A 20,112-nucleotide genomic window follows, 5' to 3' on the forward strand; every position below is an offset into this window, starting at 1 on the left:
GCCGTGCAGTCCTGCGCCCGGCACCCCGCGCCCGCCTGCGGCTCCTGGTGGCAGGATGGGGCCATGAGTGACACCCGCCTGCCTGAGGCCCCCGCCCTGCCCGGCTGGGAGCACCGCTCCAGCGGCAAGGTCCGTGACGTCTACGTCCCCGCCGACGACGGCCCCTGGGCGGGCCAGGACGTCCTGCTGGTCGTGGCCTCCGACCGCATTAGCGCCTACGACCACGTGCTGTCCACCCCCGTGCCGGACAAGGGCAGGGTGCTGACCGCCCTGAGCGTGTGGTGGTTCGAGCGCCTGGCCGACGTCGTACCGGGCCACCTGCTCAGCCTGGACGTGCCCGGGCCGGTCGCCGGACGCGCCATGGTCTGCCGCCGCCTGGACATGTACCCCGTGGAGTGCGTGGCCCGCGGCTACCTCACCGGCTCCGGCCTGGCGGAGTACCGGCAGCACGGGTCCGTCTGCGGCGTCGCCCTGCCCGACGGGCTCACCGAGGCCTCCCGCCTGCCCGAGCCGGTCTTCACCCCGGCCGCCAAGGCGGGGCTCGGTGAGCACGACGAGAACGTCACCTTTGAGCGCGTGGTCCAGATGGTGGGCCCTCACGCCGCCAGCGCCCTGCGCGAGACCACCCTGGCCCTGTACGCCCGGGCCGCGCTCCTCGCCCGGGAACGGGGCATTATCCTGGCCGACACCAAGTTCGAGCTCGGAACGGACGCCACCGGGGCCCTGGTCCTGGGCGACGAGGTCCTCACCCCCGACTCCTCCCGCTTCTGGCCCGCCGAGGCGTGGGTCCCGGGGCGGGCCACGCCCTCCTTCGACAAGCAGTACGTGCGTGACTGGCTCACCTCCCCGGCCTCGGGCTGGGACCGTGCCAGCGGGCAGGAACCGCCCGCCCTGCCCGACGACGTGGTCGAGCGCACCCGGGAGCGCTACCTGGAGGCCTACGAGCGGCTCACCGGCAGGGCGCTGGCATGACCAAGCGGTCAGTGCCGCCGACGGCCTCAGGGCGGGGATCCCCGCCCGGGCCCGCCAGCCCGCCCGGGCCGGGTGCCGACGCGGCAGAGCCCCCTGAGGCCGCCAGCCAACGCACCTTCCGCCCCGGTCCCGGGCTGGTCGTCGTCCTGGCCGGGACCGGGATGGTCGTGGTCCTCGCCCTGGGGGCGGCGGTCAGCAACGCCCTGGGCGCGCACGGGGTCGCCGCCCTGCTCGGCGGGACCTCCCTGGTCGTGGTGGGCCTGGCCCTCCTGGCCGTCCTGCGGGTCCCGGCCCGTTCCCTGGTGGTCAACGCGCCGCGTCTGCGCCTGGCCCGGGTCCGCTCCCGGGCCGCCCGGCGTGACCGGCTCCGCCAGGACGACCCGGCACGCACCCGGCGCCGGTGGCGCAGGGGCCGGCAGGAGGCGGACGGGTCGCCCCAGGCGGCGTCCCGGGCCCGCGGGCATCACGAGGGCCGTGCCGCGGGGCACACCGCGGGCCAGCTGGTCCTGCGCACCGTCGCCGGTGAGCTCACCCTGCCCGAGGCGGATCCCGACCGCCGCGAGCTGACCACCCTGGACGTGGTCTCCGGGCCCGTGACCACCCTGGTGGCCGCCTCCGCCCCGGGCCGGTGGGCGGACGAGCACCTGGCCGGCACCACCACCGGGGAGAGCCTGGCGCGGCTGGTCCAGCTCCTGGCTGGCACGCTGGGGTTCGTCCTGCTGGCCCTGGGACTGGCCTCCGTCCTGGGGCAGGTGCTGTCGTGACCGCCCGCCAGCAGCGGCCCGCCCGCCGCCCCCGGGGCGAGCCCGCCTCCGGCGTGGACTGGGGCGGCCCCCGCCAGCCGGTCCACCAGGACGCCGTCGACCTCGACCAGGAGGGCGCCACGAGGTGGGGGAGTCCTGGTCTCGGCGCTCGCGGCCAGCAGGACGCCACCGACTGGGGCGGGCCCGCCGACGCCGCTGCCCCGCGCCGGGGCTCGCCCTGGGGCGCCACGGCCCGCCGCCAGCGTCTCATGGGGGTCGTCTTCGCCCTCCTGGGACTGGTCCTGGCCACCAGCGCCGCCATGAACCTGGCCCGCAGCGCCCAGGCCGGGCACCCCTGGATCCCGCCGTGGCTGGTGGCCGCCCTGGGAGGGGCGGGCCTGGTCGCTGCCGCCGGCTACCTCGCCTGGGCGGGAGGCACCCCGGTGCGCAGGGAGGCGGACCGCTGGACGCCGACCCTCGTAGACGCCGCCGCGGGCCTGACCAGCGGATCGGTGGAGGTCGCCGACCCTCGTCGGCTCCTGGGGGCGGGCCCCGCCGGTGCGGGCCGGCAGGACGGGGGGCCGCCGCGGGTACGTGTCACCTCCGGGCCCACGCCCATGATGGGGACCTCGACGGTGGACCCCTCCAGGCACGCCCCCGCGGGCGTGGCCGGGGCCGTGGGCGGGTTCATGCTCGCCGCCGCCCTGGTGTGCGCGGTGGTCGCCCTGGTCCTGGGGCCCGCCTGGCTCCTGGCGACGGCGGCCCTGGCCGTCGGGGGGATCACCGCCATACGCCTGGCCGCTGACTGGCTGGGGGTGTACTGACTCACGCGGTTCGTTGTGAGAGTCACGTCACCTCTGGCGGTCAGCGGGCCTGTCCCTGCCTTCGGGGACGATAGAATCATGCTGCGTCGTGGCCTGTCCCACGCCACGTCCCTGGTCCTAGATCCCATATCCACCTGGAGGAACCAATGCGTCTCGGACGTACCGCCGCCATCCTGAGCGTTGGCGCGGCCCTGGCCGCCACCAGCGGCCCGCTAGCCTCCCCGGCCCTCGCCTACGACAACAGCACGGACGGGTTCACCGTCCACATCGGCAGCCAGGCGCTTGACCCCGCAAGCACCTCCGTGGTCCTCAACGGCTCCGGCTGCTCCAACGAGTTCTCCAAGACGACGGACCCGGACAAGCAGGAGTACGCCCCGCAGGTCCGCGTCTCCCTGCTCCACAACGGTCAGAGCGGCCTCCAGGACGTCTCCGCGTCCACGCGCCCTGACCCGGACGGCAACTGGTCCACGGAGCTCAATATCGCCGAGATGGTGACGGCCCACGGCGGCGACGTGAACGAGGACGGCTGGACCCTGTCCGTGGGCTGCTACGGCTACAACGACGCCACCCGGGCCGTGAGCGTGCCCATCTACTTCGACAACACCCACGTCACTGGTACCTACACCATTGAGGGGGCCTCCGTGGGCGCCCAGTCCTTTAACGTCGGGGGCAACGGCTTCACCCCTGGTGAGACCGTGTCCGTCAGCCTGGTGGACACCACTGACGAGTCCGTCACCTACCAGGTCGGCACCCTCACCGTGGACGCTGAGGGCAAGGTCCTCGGCTCCCTGGCCGCACCGGGAGGCGTCCCGGACGGCCGTTACAAGCTGGTGCTGACGGGGAGCCGCTACGGCGAGTCCGCCGCGAGCCTGACCCTCATTAAGGTCTCGGGCGGCCTGTTCAGCTTCGCCAACGGCGCCAGCGACGGCAATATGGCCGCGAGCAAGGACGACGACCCCGGAGTGCCCTCCGCCCAGCCCGCCAGCGGGACCAAGAAGCCCGGCGGCAGCGACCTGGCCAGGACCGGTGTCGACGCCACCCTGGCCCTGGGCGCCGCGGTCCTCGTCGGCGTGGGGGCAGTGACCGTCGCACGTCGGCGTCGGGCCTGACCCCTGGCTGCCCTCTCACCTGACTCCTCCGCCGGGGCCAGGACCTGTCCGCAGGCCCTGGCCCCGGCGGAGGGGCGTCCCCGGTCCGACGGCGCCGCGGGCCCGACGCGCCGTCCGCGGCTCCTCTCACGGGGCGGCCCGCACCTGCGGGGCGGCCTGCGGCGCTGGCGCCCGTCCCTGCGCTCGTGGCGGGGGCTCACCTCCCTCGTGGCGGTGGTCCTGGTCGTCCTCCTGGTGGCGCTGGGGGCGGATCTGGCTGTCCTGGCCTACCGGCCCGACTACGTGGATCTGGCCCTCCCTGCCGCTACCGGCTCAGGCGGGCCCCCGGAGACCTGGCTCCTCGTGGGCACCGACTCCCGCCAGGACCTGCCCGACGGCCCCGCACGCTACGGCGCCCCCGAGGACGTGAGCGGCCAGAGGGCCGACGTCGTCCTGCTGCTCCAGCCCGGCAGCCAGGGGACCCGGATCCTGGGCCTGCCCCGTGACCTCATGCTGGTCGGGGCGGACGGGACCGTGGACCGCCTGGCCGCCAGCTACCTTCGCGGGCCCCAGGCCACCGTGGACCTGCTGTGCACCGGCCTGGGGGTCAGGGCCACCCACCTGGTGGTGGTGGACATGGCCCAGTTCGCGCGCCTCGTGGACGCCCTGGGAGGGGTGGACGTGGAGGTGGCCGAGCCGGTGCGTGACGCCCGCGCCGGGCTGGACCTGCCCGGCGGCACCCAGCACCTGAGCGGCGTGGACGCGCTGGCCCTGGTGCGCTCACGCCACCCGGAGGTGCTCCGGGACGGGGTGTGGACCGCCCTGCCCGCCTCGGAGGGGGCCCGACGTCGCAGCGAGTTCAGCGCGTCGGTCATGCGCTCCCTCCTGGCGGCCCTGGCCCGGCAGGTGCGCGACCCGCTGCGTGCCCACGCCCTGGCCCACGACATCGCCGGGGACCTCACCCTGGACACAGGCACCAGTGTGTGGGACCTGGTCTCCCTGGCCCGCTCGGCCGCCACGGCCCGCGAGGGGGCCCTGAGCAGCGTCACCGTGCCCGCGCCGGACCTGGAGGGCGCCTTCGTCGCCCCGCCGACCCCTCAGACCTTTGAGGCCCTGGCCGCCTACGGCTACACCCGGGGCACCTGCACCCCGGCATCCTGAGGCGGGCCGGCCGCCTGCCGGGCCCTGCCAAGGTCTGCCGGGCCCCGCTGGGACCTGCTGAGATCTGCCGGGCGCGGGTCCGGGGCGGGCCCCTGAGCCCGGTCGGACCTGGTCGGGGACGAGTGGCCCGGTGGTCGCCTGGACGGGCGGCGCCCCCGCTGAGCAGGTAGGCTGAATCGCGCAGACACCTACCTTCCCCCGAGGAGAGCCGATGGGACGCATTGTCGTCGAGGTCATGCCCAAGCCCGAGATCCTGGACCCTCAGGGCAAGGCCGTCGTGGGCAGCCTGCCCCGCCTCGGGTTCGACCAGTTCACCGCCGTACGCCAGGGCCGCCGCTTTGAGCTGAGCGTGGACGGCCCGGTCACCCCGGCGCACCTGGAGGCCGCCCGCCAGGCCGCCGACAAGCTCCTGTCCAACCCGATCATTGAGGACGTCGTCTCCGTGCACGCCGAGGAGGCCTGAGCCATGAGCACCCCAGCGCCGACCGGCGCCCGCATTGGCGTGGTCACCTTCCCCGGCACCCTGGACGACGTCGACGCCCTGCGCGCGGTGCGCCTGGCCGGGGCCGAGCCGGTGACCCTGTGGCACAAGGACGCTGACCTCCACGGCGTGGACGCCGTCGTCGTCCCCGGGGGCTTCTCCTACGGCGACTACCTGCGCTGCGGGGCGATCGCCCGCTTCGCCCCCGTCATGGACGAGGTGGTGGCCGCCGCCAGGGCGGGTATGCCGGTGCTGGGCATCTGCAACGGCTTCCAGGTCCTCACCGAGGCCCACCTGCTGCCCGGGGCCCTCATCCGCAACGACCACCAGCGCTTTGTCTGCACCGAGCAGCGTCTGCGCGTGGAGTCCGTCACCACCGCCTGGACGGGGTCCTTTGACCAGGGTGAGGAGGTCGTCGTGCCCATGAAGAACGGCGAGGGGAACTTCATCGCCTCACCGGCCGAGCTCGACCGCCTCGAGGGCGAGGGCCTGGTGGTCTTCCGCTACCTGGGCTCCAACCCCAACGGCTCCGCCCGTGACATCGCCGGTGTGCGCAACCGGCGCGGCAACGTGGTGGGCCTCATGCCCCATCCCGAGCACGCTGTCGAGCCCGGGTTCGGCCCGGACAGCCCGGCGGGCATGCGCCGGGGCGTGGACGGCCTGCGCCTCTTCCAGTCCGTGATCAGCTGCCTCGTGGGCGCCTGACGCCCCACGTACCGGTGGGGGCCAGGCCCGTGCCGGGCCCGCCGTACGCCGTGCCCGGCTCGCACCGTGCCCGGCCCTGGTGGGGGCCTGGCGGGGGCCAGGGGGCGGCCCTGCTGCCCTGCCTGCTCCTAGAACGGCAGGGGGCCGATGACGAGGTGCCAGTCCACCACCGCCACGGTGACGAGCAGGACGCAGGTCACCGTCCCCAGGGCGAAGGCGACCAGGTAGGAGAAGGTGAGGATCCCCTCCGACTGGGCGGCGGCGTTGCCCTTTATGAGCGGGACCAGGCCACCCGGACCCGTGAGGCAGGACACCCAGAAGGTGACCGACGGCGAGGGGAGCCGGTAGCGCGGGTCCTGGTCAGTGCCGGGGGATCCTTGCCGGAGGGGACCTCCGCCCAGGGTCCTCCAGACCGCGAGCGTGTCAGCCGTGGCGTGATAGGTCCTTGGTACCACCACCAGGCACCTGCCGGTGCGCGGGTCGCGCGGCCCGCCCGGCACCCCCCACAGCCCGCACAAGGCAGCGAGCATGAGGAAGACCGACAGGACGTGGGTGAGCCAGGTCCACTGGTTGTTGAACACGGACCCGTGTGCCAGCCAGTCACCCCACAGGACCTGGGCGGTGAGCAGCACGACGGCGACTGACAGCAGGGTCCGGATCCTGCGGATCCGGGCCCGGGACGGGTCCGCCTCGGGCAGGTCCCGGAACGCCCGGTGCAGGTCCAGGAGGGGCACCACCGCCAGGACGCCGAGGACGACCAGGATTGTGACGGAGGCTGGCAGGAGGGGGACGGGCCTGGCTGTCCCCAGAGGCGGGCCGAGGACGGTGCTCCACGTCATGCCGGTGGTCAGGGTGAGGATGGCGTCAGGGGACAGGCGGCCGTAGCGGGAGTAGTCCTCCCAGAGGGTGAGCGGACAGGCCAGGACCGTCCTAATGACGAGAAGACCGAGGGCCGTGGCCCCCGCCCGCAGGACCAGGATGTGGCGGGCAGGCGCGGGCGCGGTCCTCGTGGCCGGCAGCGCGACGAGGACCAGCAGGGCGTGGAGCACCAGGACCGCCTGGTGGCAGAGGGCGGTCAGGCCCAGACTGAGTACGTAGTACGGGGGGAGGAGGACGGTGAGCTCGTAGTAGAGGAAGAGGCATGTTGTCACGGCGTCGTACGTCCCCAGGATGCCGACGGCCAGGGCCAGTCACGGTGCCCGGCCCTGTCGTGCCTGGTAGAGCGAGACGGCGAGCGTCACCGCGGAGTACAGGGGCATGAGCCTGAGGTGCAACGAGTACTCGGTGAAGGCCGATGCGAGGACCAGCCACGTGCAGGTGGTCGCCAGGCAGGCGAGCACGAGGACCCTGGTGGCGGCCAGGGGGCGGAGTCGTCCTGGTACGGTAACCGGGTTCATGGGGCTAGGCCGCCTGGGGCCTGCCCACCGGCCGGCCCGCGGGCCCCTCAGGCGATGTCGATGGCCTGGGCCAGGACGTCAATGAGCTGGAGCATGTGGCGGTCAGGCAGGAAGGAGCGGCGCACCGACTCGTGGGCCGCCTGCCCCATCTCGCCAGCCCGCTCCGGGAACAGCAGGAGGCTGGAGACCGCGGACGCCCAGGCGGCGCCGTCGCCGGGATCCACGAGGCACCCGGTGAGGCCGTCCTCCACCTGGTCCCTGATACCGCCCACGGCCGAGGCCACCACGGGCGCCTTCTTCCACATGGCCTCGGCCACCGTCAGGCCGAAGGCCTCCACCAGGGAGCGCTGGGTGACCACCGTGCTCACCCGCTGGAGGGCGTTGACCGTCACGGCGTTGACCTCCCGGTCCCGCGCGGGGATGGCCGCCACGTGGACGCGACGGGCCGCTGAGCGGGGCAGGAGGTCCACCGCCTCCAGGACCTCCTCCAGGACCCGCTGCGCCTGTGCCTCCCGGTCCGGGTCGGGCTGCGGGCCCACCAGGAGCAGGTGGGTGTCCTCGGGCAGGTCGGCCAGGTGGGCGGCGAAGACCTCCACGAGCTCCTCCATGCCCTTGAGCGGGTCCCAGCGGGAGACCTGGGTGACCACGCGCGAGCCCAGCGGGACCGGCAGGTTGACGCCGGTGACCTGACCGGCGGCGTCGGCGGTGGCCCGGATGGCGTCCGGACGGCCGTCCTCGCGCACGAAGGGCACCGCCTCAAAGGGCGGCTCACCGGCGAACACCCCCGAGAGGCGGGCCACCGACCAGGCCTCGTCCAGGCCCAGGACCTGGTTCTTGGGGCTGTCGGGGTTGATCGACGGCGGGATGACGGCGCAGCGCTCGACCTCGGTGAAGGGCGGGCGGTACTCCTCGCAGGAGACGACCGTGAGGTCGGTGTCCTCCAGGTAGCGGTCCAGGAAGGCCCAGGCGTGCTGGCCGGCCTCGCCGGCGTCCTGCGTGCCCAGGTGGCAGCGCCACACGACGGTGGCGCCGGCCGCCTTGAAGAACCGCGCCAGGCCGGCCGTGGGCGGGTCGTGGAGGATGACGACGTCGCCGTCGCGCACCCCCTCGACGTTCTCGGCGTTGGAGCTCAGGACGTGCTCGTAGATGTCGCGCTGCTTCTCCCCCAGCCGGCCGCCGTCGCCGCGGTCGCCGTGGATGCCGGCGTGGAGCCGGGCCGAGATGGTGAGGAACTCGGCGGGGGCGTCCAGGATGAGCCAGCGGGCGTCAATGCCCTGCTCAATGGCGTATCCCACAATGGGGGCGACGATCTCCGCCGGGCCGCTGCCCGCGGAGGCGTTGGGGGTGACGGTCCACACGGTACGGCCGTCAAGGAGGCCGTGGGCGGCCTCGACCCCGTCACGCAGGCGGCGGGTGGCGACCTCGTCCAGGTGCGAGGCGAGGTCGGCCAGGTGCAGGGGGGCGACGTCAATGGTTCTCATAGTCCAAATCCTGCCTCTTTTTCTTGTGATGCGCAGCACTGCGGGGGTCGTGTCTCGTTTTGTGCCAGGATAGCGGGTGCCGGGGGCTGCCAGAATGGTGCCCTGAACCGTGCGTCCGTCCCTATCTCCCCCAGGAGGAACCGTGGGCCAGAACCCCTACGCTCCCCAGCCCTACGACCCCTCGGGCGCCTCGCCCTACGCGCCCTCCGCACCGCAGGCGGGCGCCCCCTACGCGCCCTCGGCGCAGGATCCCTACGCGGGCCAGGCCTACGCGGGCCAGGCCTATGCTGGTCAGGCATACGCCGCCCAGCCCTACGCGGGCCAGGCCGTCATGTACGCCGACCCCCAGTACGCCGTGCCCAAGTCCAAGGCGGCCGCGGCCGTCCTGGCCTTCTTCCTGGGCTGGGCCGGGGCCCACAACTTCTACCAGAGGCAGACCGGCCGGGCGATCGGCCACCTCGTCATGGCGGTGCTGGCCATTGCCCTGTTCGTGACCGCCCTTGTCATGGTGGCGAATGACCCCTACATCCCGAATGGGAGTGACAAGGAGTTTACCGTCGGGCTCCTGACGCTCGGCTCCCTGTTTGTCTTGGGGGTCAACGCCCTGTGGGCTTTTATCGAGTTCATTATCGTCCTGGTGTCCGACGACGGCAGGCTCACCTGAACCCGCCCTGACCGGGCGCGTCCCCGTGCCGACGGCCGGATCCTAAAGGCGCCGTCCTCCGGGGCGCCGGGCCTGCGCCGCCGCCCTTGCACCAACCGTCTTTCACCGTCCACGACCCTGAGGAGAGGCTATGAGCCAGGATCCCTTCTACCAGCCCAACTATCCCGCCCAGCCGGGCTACGCGCCCCAGGGCTACGTCCCCCAGCCCGGGTACGCTCCTCAGCCCGGCTATCCCGCCCAGCCGGGCTACGCGCCCCAGGGCTACGTCCCCCAGCCCGGGTACGCGCAGCCCTACCTGTACCCGCAGAACCCGAACGCCAGGTCCAAGTCGACCGCGGCCCTCCTGGCCTTCTTCCTGGGCTGGTTCGGGGCCCACAACTTCTACCGGAAGCAGACCGCCCAGGCGATCGGGCACATTGTCCTCTTCGCCATCGGGCTCATCCTCCTTATTATCAGCATTGCCACCTACGAGCCCTCGTACGTCGTCAGCCCCTACTCGTACCCGTACTCGTACTCGTATGTTGAGGACAGCATCACGACGACCGTCCCCTTCATCATCGCCTGGATCGTCTACTCGGTCAACGGCCTCTGGACCTTTGTCGAGTTCATTATGATCCTCGCCTCCAAGGACGGCAGCCTCGTCTGAGAGGGCGCCCGGGGCCGTGCGTCTCGCGCCGCGGGTGCGCCCTGCGCCACGCCGTCGGCCCTGACCTGGTGCTGCCGGGGCCGACGGTATCCTCAGGGCCTGGCTCTACCCTCCACGTTCAGGAGCACCTATGGCGCCCACCACCCAGACCACTGCCGTCGTCCCCCCGGACACCGTCCAGGACGCCGCGGCCACCCCCGAGCGGGAGATGCCGTGGAAGGACCTGGGGCTCAAGCAGCAGGAGTACGAGGACATCAGGAGGCTCCTGGGGCGTCGTCCCACGGCCGCCGAGCTGGCCATGTACTCGGTCATGTGGTCTGAGCACTGCTCCTACAAGTCCTCCAAGATCCACCTGCGCCAGTTCGCGGACAAGACCACCCCCCAGATGCGCGCCCACCTGCTGGTGGGCATGGGGCAGAACGCCGGGGTGGTCGACATTGGCGACGGCTGGGCGGTGACCTACAAGGTCGAGTCCCACAACCACCCCAGCTACGTGGAGCCCTACCAGGGGGCCGCCACCGGCGTGGGCGGGATCGTGCGCGACATTATCTCCATGGGCGCCCGGCCCGTGGCCGTCATGGACCAGCTGCGCTTCGGCGCCCCCGACCACCCCGACACCGCCCGCGTGGTCCACGGCGTGGTGGCCGGGGTGGGCGGCTACGGCAACTGCCTGGGCCTGCCCAATATCGGCGGTGAGACCGAGTTCGACCCCTCCTACCAGGGCAACCCGCTGGTCAACGCCCTGTGCGTGGGCGTGCTGCGCCACGAGGACATCCACCTGGCCAACGCCAGCGGGGCGGGCAACAAGGTGGTGCTCTTCGGGGCGCGCACCGGCGGGGACGGCATCGGCGGGGCCTCCATCCTGGCCTCGGAGTCCTTCGAGGACGGCGTGCCCGCCAAGCGGCCATCCGTCCAGGTGGGCGACCCCTTTATGGAGAAGGTCCTCATTGAGTGCTGCCTGGAGCTCTTCGCCGCCGGGCTCGTCCTGGGCATCCAGGACCTGGGGGCCGCCGGCATCTCCTGCGCCACGTCCGAGCTGGCCTCCAACGGCGACGGCGGCATGCACGTGGACCTGGAGAAGGTCCTCCTGCGCGACCCCAGCCTGAGTGCCGGGGAGATCCTCATGAGCGAGTCCCAGGAGCGCATGATGGCCGTCGTCGCCCCCGAGAGGCTGGGGGAGTTCATGGCGGTGATCGACAAGTGGGACGTCGAGGCGAGCGTCATCGGGGAGGTCAACGCCTCAGGGCGGCTGACCATCGACCACTTCGGGGAGCGGATCGTGGACGTGGACCCGCGCACCGTGGCCCACGAGGGGCCCACCTACGAGCGCCCTTACGCCCGCCCCTCCTGGCAGGACGCCCTCAACGCCGACACCACCGACCGCCTGGAGCGTCCCGCCACCGCCGCGGCGCTCGGTGAGCAGGTGCGCGCCGTGGTCACCAGCCCCAACCAGGCCTCCACCACCTGGGTCACCAGCCAGTACGACCGGTTCGTGCGGGGCAACACCGCCCTGTCCCAGCCCGACGACGCCGGCGTGGTCCGCGTGGACGAGGCCACCTGCCGCGGGGTGGCCATCTCCACCGACGCCAACGGGCGCTTCACCAAGCTCGACCCCGCCACCGGGGCGGCCCAGGCCCTGGCCGAGTCCTACCGCAACGTGTGCACCGTGGGCGCCCGCCCCCTGGCGGTCTCCGACTGCCTCAACTTCGGCTCCCCGGAGGACCCCGACGCCATGTGGCAGCTGGTGGAGGCCGTCACCGGCCTGGCCGACGCCTGCCGGGCCATGGGCGTGCCCGTCACCGGCGGCAACGTCTCCCTGTACAACTCCCACGGGGCGGTCAAGGGCCTGCCCGACTCCTCCATCAACCCCACCCCGGTGGTGTGCGTCCTGGGGGTCATGGACGACGTGCGCCGCGCCAACCCCTCGGGCTGGCGCCAGGAGGGCCTGGCCGTCGTGGCGCTGGGGACCACGCGCGCGGAGCTGGACGGCTCGGCCTGGGCCCGCGTGGTCCACGACCACCTCGGTGGCATGCCCCCGCAGGTGGACCTGGACGCCGAGGCGGCCCTGGGGCGGGTACTCACGGCCCTGTCCGGGGCCAGCGCCCCGGACGGCTCCCCGCTCCTGCGCGCCGCCCACGACTGCTCCGACGGCGGGCTCATCCAGACCCTCGTGGACGCCTGCCTGCGCTTCGGGGTGGGGGCCAGCGTGGACCTCACCGGCGTGGAGTCCGAGGAGGTGGACGACTTCACCGCCCTGTTCTCCGAGTCCGGGGCGCGGGCGGTCGTGGCCGTCCCCGAGGCCCTGCTGCCCGCCGTCCAGGCGGCCGCCGACGCCGAGGACGTGGCCTGGGCCCGCCTGGGCACCACCGGGGGGGACCTGCTCGTGGTCACCGGCACCGACCTGCTGGCCGACGGAGGGGCCGGGCGCCCGCTGGTACTGGACCTGGCCGAGCTGCGCGAGAGCGTGGAGGCCACCCTGCCCGCGCTGTTCGGGTGAGCGGTGCCGGGGGCGGCCAGGGCGGGCCCGATGCCGTCGCGCCTGCTGGGCCCGACGCCGGGCCCAGCGGGGAGAGCCGCGTCCCTGCGCGGCCGCGCGAGACCCTGGAGGCGTTCTTCGAGGCCGAGAACGGCAGGGACTGGGAGGCCTACGCGGGCTTCCTCCACCCGGACGTGGCGTGGACGGTTGCCGGGCGCACGGTCGCCGGGCGCGAGGACTACGTGCGCGCCGTGAGAGCGGCCTACGCCGGGTCCGACGCGCGCTTCCGCGTGCACCAGTCCATTGAGTCCGCGGACGGCCGGGTGGTCGCCACCCTGCTCGTCGACTCCGAGGGGCGCCGCTCCCTGGACGTCTTCGAGCTCTCCGGGGGAGTGGTCGTGCGCGAGTGGGAGTTCCTGCTCGGAGCCGGGCCGGACTGGGACGGCGAGGCCGTTCCGGCGGCGTGAGGCGCGGCGCCTAAGGCGCGACCCGGTGAGCGCGGGCGTATCGGGCCGCCACGCCGAGGACCCAGCTCGGTTGCCGTCACGGGCGCGACCGCGCGCACGGCAGATGGCCCGGCCTCAGCTCTGCCGTATCAGTCCCCGTCACGGGCGTGACCGCGCGGGCGCGTCGAGCCGCTCACGCAGGAGGCGGCGGGCGGCCTCCAGGCGCTCGATCCGCTCCTCGACGGCGGCGAGCTGGGCGGCCAGGGCGGCCCTGGTGGCCGGGCAGGCGGCGGCCTCGTCGCTGCCCAGGCAGCCGACCAGCGGCAGCACCTGCTCACAGCTCAGCCCCACCGCGATGAGGGCGTGCACGCGGCGGGCCCGCCCCACGTCGGCCGGGTCGTAGTCGCGGTAGCCGTTGCCCAGCCGTGCCGCCGGCAGCAGGCCGACGTCGCTGTAGTGGCGGACCTGGCGCGCCGTCAGGCCGGCGCGGGCCGCAAAGTCCCCGATCCTCACGCGCCCTCCCTCGTCACCTTGTCCTCTCGTCCCCTTGTCCCCGCCGCGGTTCGTCGCCGCGGTCTTGACCTTGACACTAGTGTCAGAGTTTAACGTCCTTCCGCACGGGCCGCCCGGTCCGTGCGGAAAGGCTCCCATGAGACGTGTTCCCGCACTGTCCTTCGCCGTCATGCTCCTGGTGGGGACGGACACCTTCCTGGTCGCCCCGCTGCTGCCCGCCCTGTCCGCGCGCTTCGCCGTCCCGCCCGCGCGCGCCGGCTGGATGGTCTCGGCCTACGCGGTCGGCTACTGCCTGACGGCCCTGGTGGCCGGGATGGCGGCGTTCTCGGTGGCCACCGCCGCGACCGGGCTGGCCTGGTCCTTCACCTCCATGCTGGGGCTGCGCCTGGCGGCCGGCGTCGCCGCCGCGGTCGCCTCCCCGCAGATCTGGGCCACGATCGCCCAGGTCATGCCCAGGGAGCGGGTCGTCCCGGGCATGGCGACGGCGACGGCGGGCCTGACCATCGCCCAGCTCCTGGGCGTGCCGGCCGGGAGCCTGCTGGCGGTGCGCTCGACCTCCGACCCGTTTGTCGTCGTCGGGGCCGGCGGCGCCCTGGTCACCGCGGCGCTGTGGCGGTGGTTCCCGGCTGTGCCCCCGCACGGCGGCACGGTGCGCACAGGGCTCCTGGCCCAGTACGCGGCCCTGGCCCGCACGCCGCGCGCCCTGGGGCGCTTCGGGGCCTACCTCGTGTTCCAGGTGGGCAACTTCGCCGTCCTGTCCTTTGCCGCCACCTGGTTCGCCCGCGACTTCCACCTGGACCAGGCCGGTATCGCCAGGGCCATGATCGTGCTCGGGGCCGGTAACACCGTCGGCGCCCTGATCGGGCCGCGGGTCGTGCGGCGAGCGGGCCAGGGGCGCGCCCTGCTGGGCGGCTCGGTCTGCTACCTCCTCATCTACGCGGTGGTCGCGGCCAGCCCGACCCGCTGGGTGGGCGTCGCCCTGCTCGCCGGGGCCTTCACCGTGGGCGGCGTGCTCTTCCCCGTCATGATGAACCTGCTCCAGGCCCTGACCACCTCGGCGCGCGGGACGGTCTCGGCGTTGGCCAGCGTGCTCATGTACGCCGGCTCGACCCTCGCGGGCATTGTCGGCGGCCCGCTGCTGGCGGCCCTGCCCTCCTTCTGGGGGGTGAGCCTGTTGGCGCTGGCGACCACCAGCGGCGCGCTCGGGCTGTGGGCGGCCTCGGGCTGCTTGCGGGCCGAGCCGGGCGGGAGGGGCTGAGCCGCCTTGAGGCGGTGAGACGGTCTTGGCAAGGGTGAGGCCGAGCCGGGCGCGGGCGGGGGTACCGAGCCCCCGCGTCGTGGTCAGAGCCCCAGGACCAGCCGCAGCCCGTCATCGACCCGTGCCAGGAGGTGGGCGGGCAGGGTGCCAACGGGGTCGACCAGCCTGGAACGGTCCACGACGAGCGTCTGCGACACGTTCACGACGCAGTCCTTCGGCACACCTCCTTCTCCCCGCTCGAGTTCGACATTGCCCGGTGCCGCGGCCAGGCGCATGTTGCTGGTGATCGCAGAAACGATAACCGTGGAAATGTGTGACTGGTTAAAGCGGTCGGAGGAGATAATGAGGGCTGGACGTAGGTATTCGGGTTCTGAGCCCACCGGCTCGCTGAAGTCGGCCCACCAGATCTCGCCCCGGGCTACCACTCCCACGCTCCTGCCTGGATGAGCGCGCGCCCGGCCGAGGGCGGTGTCTCGGCGCCCATCTCGTCTGCCAGGTCATTGAGCGCAGCGGTCACCGGGTCGTCACCCTGACGGGCAATGAGCTCACGGACCGCTTGAGCGTAGAGCTGCGACCTGCTCCACCCCAGGCGGCGTGCGAGCTGTTCAGCCTTGTGGAAAAGCGGGTCGGGAACGGAGATCGCGGTCTTCACGCTGGGAGTATAACCGGTATTACCGTTTCTAGGGCGGGTTGTGCCAAGCTGCTGGCGGCCCTGCCCTCCTTGTCGGTGGTGAGCCTGCCTCCTGGTCCAGCCCCCGCGACCGGCCGGCGTCCTGCCTTCCTTGTCGGTGGTGAGTCTGCTGGGCGGCCCCGGCCCGACGTCGCGCCCCTCCTCTCGGGTGAACGCGCTGTCCCGCGGGTGAACGCGCTTAAAGCTATATGAGCGCCACCCTAAGCGGCGTTCATATAACCGAAAGCGCGTTCACCTACTGAGGAGAGCGTTCACCTACTGAGGAAGGCGTTCACCTACGGATGGAGGAGTCGTGGTACTGGCGAGCCCAGGTCAGGCGGAAGGAGGTGTCCAGGGCTGCCTGCGGGCCGAGCCGGGCGCGGGTGGGAGGGGCTGAGCCGCCTTGAGACGGTCTTGGTAGGGGTGGGGCTGAGCCGGGCCGACGCCGCCGGGCAGTCCATCCTGTCCACCCTGGGCCAAGCCCCGGGTACGGGCGCGGGTGCCGGTCACGCCGCCCCAGGTGGAGGCGCAGCGGACGGCCGAGCCGGGCGCGGACGGGGGTGCCCACTGAGGGGCCCACTTCGTGCAATGAGGGCGCGGCCGAGCCGGGCGCCCCTTGCACCACTGGGAAGCAATTAGCGCGTCGCGGGCCGAGCCGGGTAGCAAGGGGTCGCACCGGCGGGGTCCCGGGTCCGCGACCGTGTGCGAGCCGGGTGTCCGACAGCAGGGTCCCGCCCGTGGCGGCCTGGGTGAAGTGGTGGAGGGGGCAGCTCCGCCACGTAGGAGATGGTGCCGCCCGTGGCGGCCAGGGCGAGGTCGACTGCGTCCCAGAGCCGTGGTGAGCCGACGGGGTGGGGGGCCAGTGCGTCTTGTCCCGTACCGACGATATTCGCATGCTCGGCCGCGTGGAGAAGCTGGTCGATGCTCCGCGTGTGGTCGAGCTGTATTGACAGCTATGGTGCCGCGCGCCTGGAGGTCTAATGCGCACGCTGAGGCCGGGGTGCGCTCTTAGCTGGGCGGTCGAGGATCTTGCCGACTGTCTGGGGGAGGTCTTCCGCAGGCCCGTTGACCTGGTCTTGCGACACTCGCGAGAACGGTACTTATTCGTCGTGAGAACGGTACTTGTTCGTGCTGAGAACGGGTGTCCGTGACTGGCTCCCGCAGGGACGCGATCACGTACGGTGTGAACGGAACGCGATCTAGTTGTGGGGACCGGGGCGTCTCCTGGGTGTACTGGTGCGGGTGGGGGGCGCGTGCTACTATTTTGTTCGTGGGGGCAGGGGTGGCACAGGACGGTATCCGAGAGGCCACCCTTGAGTCATATGCGGAGAGGCTCCTCCTGACGTCTGATCTGCCCCGTATAAGTGGGTTCACGATGAGGGTTTGTTCTGGTGCTGTGCTGAGGAGCCTAATGACGTGGTCCGTCTCTGTCTTGTGTCCTGTTCGGGAGGGAGTGGGACTCCGCCCTCTGGCGGGTCGGATACGGGAAGATGCGTCTCCTGTGCGGGACGGGTGGAGGTCTACGGCACGGCGCCCGCGCTCGACGACGGGGGCCTGTACCGGGGGATCTGGTGAGGGGAGGGGGCGCACGTGCGGGTGCCCGCAGGGTTGAGGTTGATCAAATATGTGACTTTGGTCACCACCAGTGTGGTGCGGGACACCCCTCCTGACTGCCACTTTTCCGCATGGTCTCGTCCAAAGCCGGCGCCGGATCCGCTCCCGGGGCCGTCGGTGGCGAGTGGCGTCATACCAACGAAAGGTGGTAGAAATGGACCCGTTCCGGCCACCTCCGGAAGGGCCTCCACAGGCCGGTGGCGATCCAGCCCCTGGAAACGTTGCAATCACGCGGCTCCCAGAGGCAGGGGTCAGGGAGCACCCCGCACCGCTAGGTGCATTAAGACAGGTGGCTAAGGACATCGTCAAAGGAGATGACATCGTCAGGGAGCACCCCGCACCGCTAGGTGCATTAAGACATGACGGGGGTCTCCCGGGGCAGGTCGCCCGCAGCGGTCAGGGAGCACCCCGCACCGCTAGGTGCATTAAGACAGGTGGCTAAGGACATCGTCAAAGGAGATGACATCGTCAGGGAGCACCCCGCACCGCTAGGTGCATTAAGACCCCGGCACACGGCCCCACCGGCACGAGGCCGGGACGGTCAGGGAGCACCCCGCACCGCTAGGTGCATTAAGACTCCTCGGCCACGGCCAGCGGCAGAGGCACGCGGCGTCAGGGAGCACCCCGCACCGCTAGGTGCATTAAGACGATCCATGATCTGCGTCATCTCTCTCGTCCTCTCAGTCAGGGAGCACCCCGCACCGCTAGGTGCATTAAGACGTGATCATCAGCGGGTCCTCCCACCAGCAGCGAGCCAGTCAGGGAGCACCCCGCACCGCTAGGTGCATTAAGACGTGTCAGCCCCGTCCGCCAGGTGCCCGGCCGCAAAGTCAGGGAGCACCCCGCACCGCTAGGTGCATTAAGACCCAGCCCCCAGCGCGGGGCGCCGCAGCTCCTGGGTGGTCAGGGAGCACCCCGCACCGCTAGGTGCATTAAGGCTGGAAAGGATGAGAATGACAAAAATGATGATGGTGTCAGGGAGCACCCCGCACCGCTAGGTGCATTAAGACGGGTCGCCAGCGGGCTCGGCGTCGCGGGGGTCGCGTCAGGGAGCACCCCGCACCGCTAGGTGCATTAAGACCAGCTCAAAAGAGCTGAAGCTCGCCCCCTCGACAGGTCAGGGAGCACCCCGCACCGCGGGGCTCTCTAGCTTCCTCCTGCGCGAATCTGGATAGGTTTATGCGGTGTCCTGTGCAGTCTGCCGTCTGTCTGCTGGCCCGGTTTTGTGTGCGTGTCGCAATCTGAGGATCAGAACGAGGGCCACTCTCGCCCGCGTCGAGGTCCAGGCCCCTGACCTGCGTGGACATTGGGCGCACAAAGATGAAAACAGTGTGGGGTCGGCTCTGATCCTCAGATTGCGACAGAACTGTCCGCCCGCCACCACCGGGGCCGTGCATAACCGCCGCGTATAGCCTCCTCCCGAGGCGAGGCAGGCCACCCGCTGCGACCAGGGCCCTGCGTACTCCCCCCTCCTCACCCCAGGGCGGGTCCCGGACCAGGTGGTGAGGCGGTGCGGGGCGCAGGGGTCGTGGTGGTGGCCTCGCGCAGACCCCGGACCGGGCAACAACGCGGCTCACCACCCGCCCCAGGGGAGCATTCGGTCGCGCTAGTACGGGCCCGGGAGTACGGGTCCGGGCCAGTGGCCCGAGACTGGTAGGTCCGGGCCAGCTGCGCCCCTGTTCGCTCCTGTTCACGCTATAAGCACCCGACCGGAACCTCGTGGAACACGTACGGGGACCAGGTCCAACACCAGGCAGCACCAGAGAACCTCCTTCTGACCCTGGACCGGGATCCGTAGGCCAGCTGGCGCCCCGGCAGAGTGCGCCGACGTTGGGCGCCATCGGGTGCAGGCGCCTACGATGCGGCCATGCCCCCATCCTTCCCGCACCCCCCACGCCGACCCGTCCGCCCCATGACAGGCCGGGACAGGCGCCCGACCCAGGCGCGCACCGGCCACGCCCCGGAGCCGACCACCTCAGAGATGACCGCCTCAGAGACGACTACCCCGGGCGACGACCGGCCGGCAGGGCAGACGGACCGTCGCCCCTGGTCCTGGCCCCGGGCGCTCCTCGTCCTTACGGTGCTCCTGGCCGTCGTCGCGCTCGTCGGCCTCAGCGTGCGCGCCTGGGTCGGAGGCGACGAGGACACCCAGGCCACCGTCCCCGCTGACCCCGGCACCACGGCGCAGCCCCAGGCGGACGCGGTCGGCACCCCGGCTCCCGCCACGGCCGACGTCGCGGCCTCCGCCGCACCCGACCCCGGGACCACGCCGAGCCCTGGCCCCCGGACCGACGACAAGGGATTCGCCCACAGTGACGTCGTCGGGGACGGGACCTGGACCCTCACCGACCCGGTACCACCCTCCCAACCGGGGGCCGCCACGGTCTACCGCTACGTTCTGCGGGTCGAGGGCGGCACCGGGGTGGACGGCGCGACGGCGGCCGCCACCATCCAGGGCGTCCTCAACGACGACCGCGGCTGGCGCACTGTGGAGGGGGTCTCCTTCGAGCAGGTCAGTGACCCCGACATGGCGGACTTCACCCTGTCTATTGCCTCCCCGCCAATGGTGGACACGCTGTGCGCCCCCCTGCAGACGATCAGCATGTGGAACTGCCGCAACGGCGACAACGTGGTCCTCAACTCCGACCGCTGGAGCTACGGGTCCCCCACCTTCCCGGACGTGGACTCCTACCGTATCTACGTCATTAACCACGAGGTCGGCCACTTCCTGGGCCACGAGCACGAGTTCTGCGCCGGGCCCGGCCTGAAGTCGCCCACCATGGCCCAGCAGAGCCGCACCCGTGAGGGAGGCTGCACGGCCAACGGCTGGCCCACCCAGGACAACCAGGCCTCCTGAGCGCGCCCTGGGGCGGCCGAGGCCTTCCTGGGGGCGGGGGGTGCGGCACGCCCCCGGCGGCGATTCCGGCGTGCCCGCGTGAGGCCCTCCTGGGGGTGCGGCACGGACCGCCCACC

At 72.1% G+C, this 20,112-nt stretch carries 19 protein-coding genes and 1 CRISPR repeat array; of the genes, 13 read left to right on the forward strand and 6 right to left on the reverse strand.

Features of this window, described 5'->3' with window-relative positions:
* Nucleotides 1-63 precede the first annotated feature (63 nt).
* From C3V41_RS11395 to purQ, 7 genes are all read left to right on the forward strand, one after another.
* The gene (locus C3V41_RS11395; protein WP_106110350.1) at nucleotides 64-972 is read left to right on the forward strand and encodes a phosphoribosylaminoimidazolesuccinocarboxamide synthase; all 909 of its coding nucleotides are present in this window, start codon (nucleotides 64-66) and stop codon (nucleotides 970-972) included.
* A complete protein-coding gene (locus tag C3V41_RS11400; protein ID WP_254423588.1) occupies nucleotides 969-1,736 on the forward strand; it encodes a hypothetical protein in 768 nt (255 codons plus the stop codon). The genes C3V41_RS11395 and C3V41_RS11400 overlap by 4 nt, the downstream gene beginning before the upstream one ends.
* Complete coding sequence (locus tag C3V41_RS14045) at nucleotides 1,733-2,539, forward strand: PsbA protein (RefSeq protein ID WP_254423589.1); 807 nt, start codon at nucleotides 1,733-1,735, stop codon at nucleotides 2,537-2,539. The genes C3V41_RS11400 and C3V41_RS14045 overlap by 4 nt, the downstream gene beginning before the upstream one ends.
* Nucleotides 2,540-2,685: 146 nt before the next feature.
* A complete protein-coding gene (locus C3V41_RS11410) occupies nucleotides 2,686-3,648 on the forward strand; it encodes a hypothetical protein (protein WP_106110351.1) in 963 nt (320 codons plus the stop codon).
* A 213-nt stretch (nucleotides 3,649-3,861) separates the two neighbouring features.
* Nucleotides 3,862-4,788, forward strand: coding sequence for an LCP family protein (locus C3V41_RS11415; RefSeq protein ID WP_254423590.1), 927 nt, complete (start codon nucleotides 3,862-3,864; stop codon nucleotides 4,786-4,788).
* Nucleotides 4,789-4,999: 211 nt separating this feature from the next.
* Complete coding sequence (locus C3V41_RS11425) at nucleotides 5,000-5,251, forward strand: phosphoribosylformylglycinamidine synthase subunit PurS (RefSeq protein ID WP_106110353.1); 252 nt, start codon at nucleotides 5,000-5,002, stop codon at nucleotides 5,249-5,251.
* 3 nt (nucleotides 5,252-5,254) lie between these two features.
* On the forward strand, nucleotides 5,255-5,974 hold the full coding sequence (gene purQ, locus C3V41_RS11430; RefSeq protein WP_106110354.1) for a phosphoribosylformylglycinamidine synthase subunit PurQ: 720 nt from the start codon (nucleotides 5,255-5,257) through the stop codon (nucleotides 5,972-5,974).
* Nucleotides 5,975-6,102: 128 nt separating this feature from the next.
* On the opposite strand, the gene C3V41_RS11435 is transcribed toward purQ, so the two are convergent.
* The 3 genes from C3V41_RS11435 to C3V41_RS11440 are packed head-to-tail and all read right to left on the reverse strand — an operon-like array spanning nucleotide 6,103 to nucleotide 8,852.
* Nucleotides 6,103-7,125 carry a hypothetical protein gene (locus C3V41_RS11435; RefSeq protein ID WP_106110355.1) on the reverse strand — a complete coding sequence of 341 codons (1,023 nt, stop codon included), beginning with the start codon at nucleotides 7,123-7,125 and terminating at the stop codon, nucleotides 6,103-6,105.
* Nucleotides 7,126-7,164: 39 nt separating this feature from the next.
* Nucleotides 7,165-7,371, reverse strand: a complete 207-nt coding sequence (locus C3V41_RS12960) for a hypothetical protein (protein WP_129591605.1) — start codon at nucleotides 7,369-7,371, stop codon at nucleotides 7,165-7,167.
* Nucleotides 7,372-7,418: 47 nt separating this feature from the next.
* Nucleotides 7,419-8,852, reverse strand: coding sequence for a glycosyltransferase (locus C3V41_RS11440; RefSeq protein WP_106110356.1), 1,434 nt, complete (start codon nucleotides 8,850-8,852; stop codon nucleotides 7,419-7,421).
* 142 nt (nucleotides 8,853-8,994) lie between these two features.
* On the opposite strand from C3V41_RS11440, the gene C3V41_RS11445 reads away from it, so the two are divergent.
* The 4 genes from C3V41_RS11445 to C3V41_RS11460 all read left to right on the forward strand — a co-directional run bounded on the left by C3V41_RS11445 (nucleotide 8,995) and on the right by C3V41_RS11460 (nucleotide 13,105).
* Entirely contained in the window at nucleotides 8,995-9,516 is a 522-nt protein-coding gene (locus C3V41_RS11445) for an NINE protein (RefSeq protein WP_106110357.1), read from the forward strand.
* A gap of 130 nt (nucleotides 9,517-9,646) precedes the next feature.
* On the forward strand, nucleotides 9,647-10,162 hold the full coding sequence (locus C3V41_RS11450) for a TM2 domain-containing protein (RefSeq protein WP_106110358.1): 516 nt from the start codon (nucleotides 9,647-9,649) through the stop codon (nucleotides 10,160-10,162).
* Nucleotides 10,163-10,292: 130 nt separating this feature from the next.
* Complete coding sequence (gene purL, locus C3V41_RS11455; RefSeq protein ID WP_106110359.1) at nucleotides 10,293-12,659, forward strand: phosphoribosylformylglycinamidine synthase subunit PurL; 2,367 nt, start codon at nucleotides 10,293-10,295, stop codon at nucleotides 12,657-12,659.
* On the forward strand, nucleotides 12,656-13,105 hold the full coding sequence (locus C3V41_RS11460; protein ID WP_106110360.1) for a nuclear transport factor 2 family protein: 450 nt from the start codon (nucleotides 12,656-12,658) through the stop codon (nucleotides 13,103-13,105). The genes purL and C3V41_RS11460 overlap by 4 nt, the downstream gene beginning before the upstream one ends.
* 138 nt (nucleotides 13,106-13,243) lie before the next feature.
* Here the strand turns inward: C3V41_RS11460 and C3V41_RS11465 are convergent, their stop codons facing one another.
* Nucleotides 13,244-13,597: a MerR family transcriptional regulator gene (locus tag C3V41_RS11465; RefSeq protein WP_106110361.1), complete on the reverse strand. Its 354-nt coding sequence runs from the start codon at nucleotides 13,595-13,597 to the stop codon at nucleotides 13,244-13,246.
* 136 nt (nucleotides 13,598-13,733) lie between these two features.
* Here C3V41_RS11465 and C3V41_RS11470 point away from each other — a divergent pair, with 136 nt between their 5' ends.
* On the forward strand, nucleotides 13,734-14,855 hold the full coding sequence (locus C3V41_RS11470) for an MFS transporter (RefSeq protein ID WP_106110362.1): 1,122 nt from the start codon (nucleotides 13,734-13,736) through the stop codon (nucleotides 14,853-14,855).
* A gap of 83 nt (nucleotides 14,856-14,938) precedes the next feature.
* On the opposite strand, the gene C3V41_RS11475 is transcribed toward C3V41_RS11470, so the two are convergent.
* Both C3V41_RS11475 and C3V41_RS11480 read right to left on the reverse strand, forming a co-directional pair.
* Entirely contained in the window at nucleotides 14,939-15,286 is a 348-nt protein-coding gene (locus C3V41_RS11475) for a type II toxin-antitoxin system PemK/MazF family toxin (protein WP_368033268.1), read from the reverse strand.
* Entirely contained in the window at nucleotides 15,274-15,507 is a 234-nt protein-coding gene (locus tag C3V41_RS11480; RefSeq protein ID WP_106110364.1) for a ribbon-helix-helix domain-containing protein, read from the reverse strand. Before C3V41_RS11480 ends, C3V41_RS11475 begins: the two co-directional genes overlap by 13 nt.
* Nucleotides 15,508-17,389: 1,882 nt before the next feature.
* A CRISPR array of direct repeats spans nucleotides 17,390-18,220; the repeat unit is 37 nt; unit sequence GTCAGGGAGCACCCCGCACCGCTAGGTGCATTAAGAC.
* A gap of 900 nt (nucleotides 18,221-19,120) precedes the next feature.
* Here C3V41_RS11480 and C3V41_RS11490 point away from each other — a divergent pair.
* A complete protein-coding gene (locus tag C3V41_RS11490; RefSeq protein WP_254423591.1) occupies nucleotides 19,121-19,996 on the forward strand; it encodes a DUF3152 domain-containing protein in 876 nt (291 codons plus the stop codon).
* Nucleotides 19,997-20,112: the final 116 nt, after the last annotated feature.

It is taken from the genome of Actinomyces sp. oral taxon 897, assembly GCF_002999235.1.
In the GTDB taxonomy this organism is placed as follows: Bacteria; Actinomycetota; Actinomycetes; order Actinomycetales; family Actinomycetaceae; genus Actinomyces.

Bases quoted from the DNA above. Each gene is read 5' to 3' on its own strand.
- C3V41_RS11395 (WP_106110350.1), top strand. From the start codon at position 64: ATGAGTGACACCCGCCTGCCTGAGGCCCCCGCCCTGCCCGGCTGGGAG.
- C3V41_RS11400 (WP_254423588.1), top strand. From the start codon at position 969: ATGACCAAGCGGTCAGTGCCGCCGACGGCCTCAGGGCGGGGATCCCCG.
- C3V41_RS11410 (WP_106110351.1), top strand. From the start codon at position 2,686: ATGCGTCTCGGACGTACCGCCGCCATCCTGAGCGTTGGCGCGGCCCTG.
- C3V41_RS11425 (WP_106110353.1), top strand. From the start codon at position 5,000: ATGGGACGCATTGTCGTCGAGGTCATGCCCAAGCCCGAGATCCTGGAC.
- purQ (WP_106110354.1), top strand. From the start codon at position 5,255: ATGAGCACCCCAGCGCCGACCGGCGCCCGCATTGGCGTGGTCACCTTC.
- C3V41_RS12960 (WP_129591605.1), bottom strand. From the start codon at position 7,371: ATGAACCCGGTTACCGTACCAGGACGACTCCGCCCCCTGGCCGCCACC.
- C3V41_RS11440 (WP_106110356.1), bottom strand. From the start codon at position 8,852: ATGAGAACCATTGACGTCGCCCCCCTGCACCTGGCCGACCTCGCCTCG.
- C3V41_RS11450 (WP_106110358.1), top strand. From the start codon at position 9,647: ATGAGCCAGGATCCCTTCTACCAGCCCAACTATCCCGCCCAGCCGGGC.
- purL (WP_106110359.1), top strand. From the start codon at position 10,293: ATGGCGCCCACCACCCAGACCACTGCCGTCGTCCCCCCGGACACCGTC.
- C3V41_RS11470 (WP_106110362.1), top strand. From the start codon at position 13,734: ATGAGACGTGTTCCCGCACTGTCCTTCGCCGTCATGCTCCTGGTGGGG.
- C3V41_RS11490 (WP_254423591.1), top strand. From the start codon at position 19,121: ATGACCGCCTCAGAGACGACTACCCCGGGCGACGACCGGCCGGCAGGG.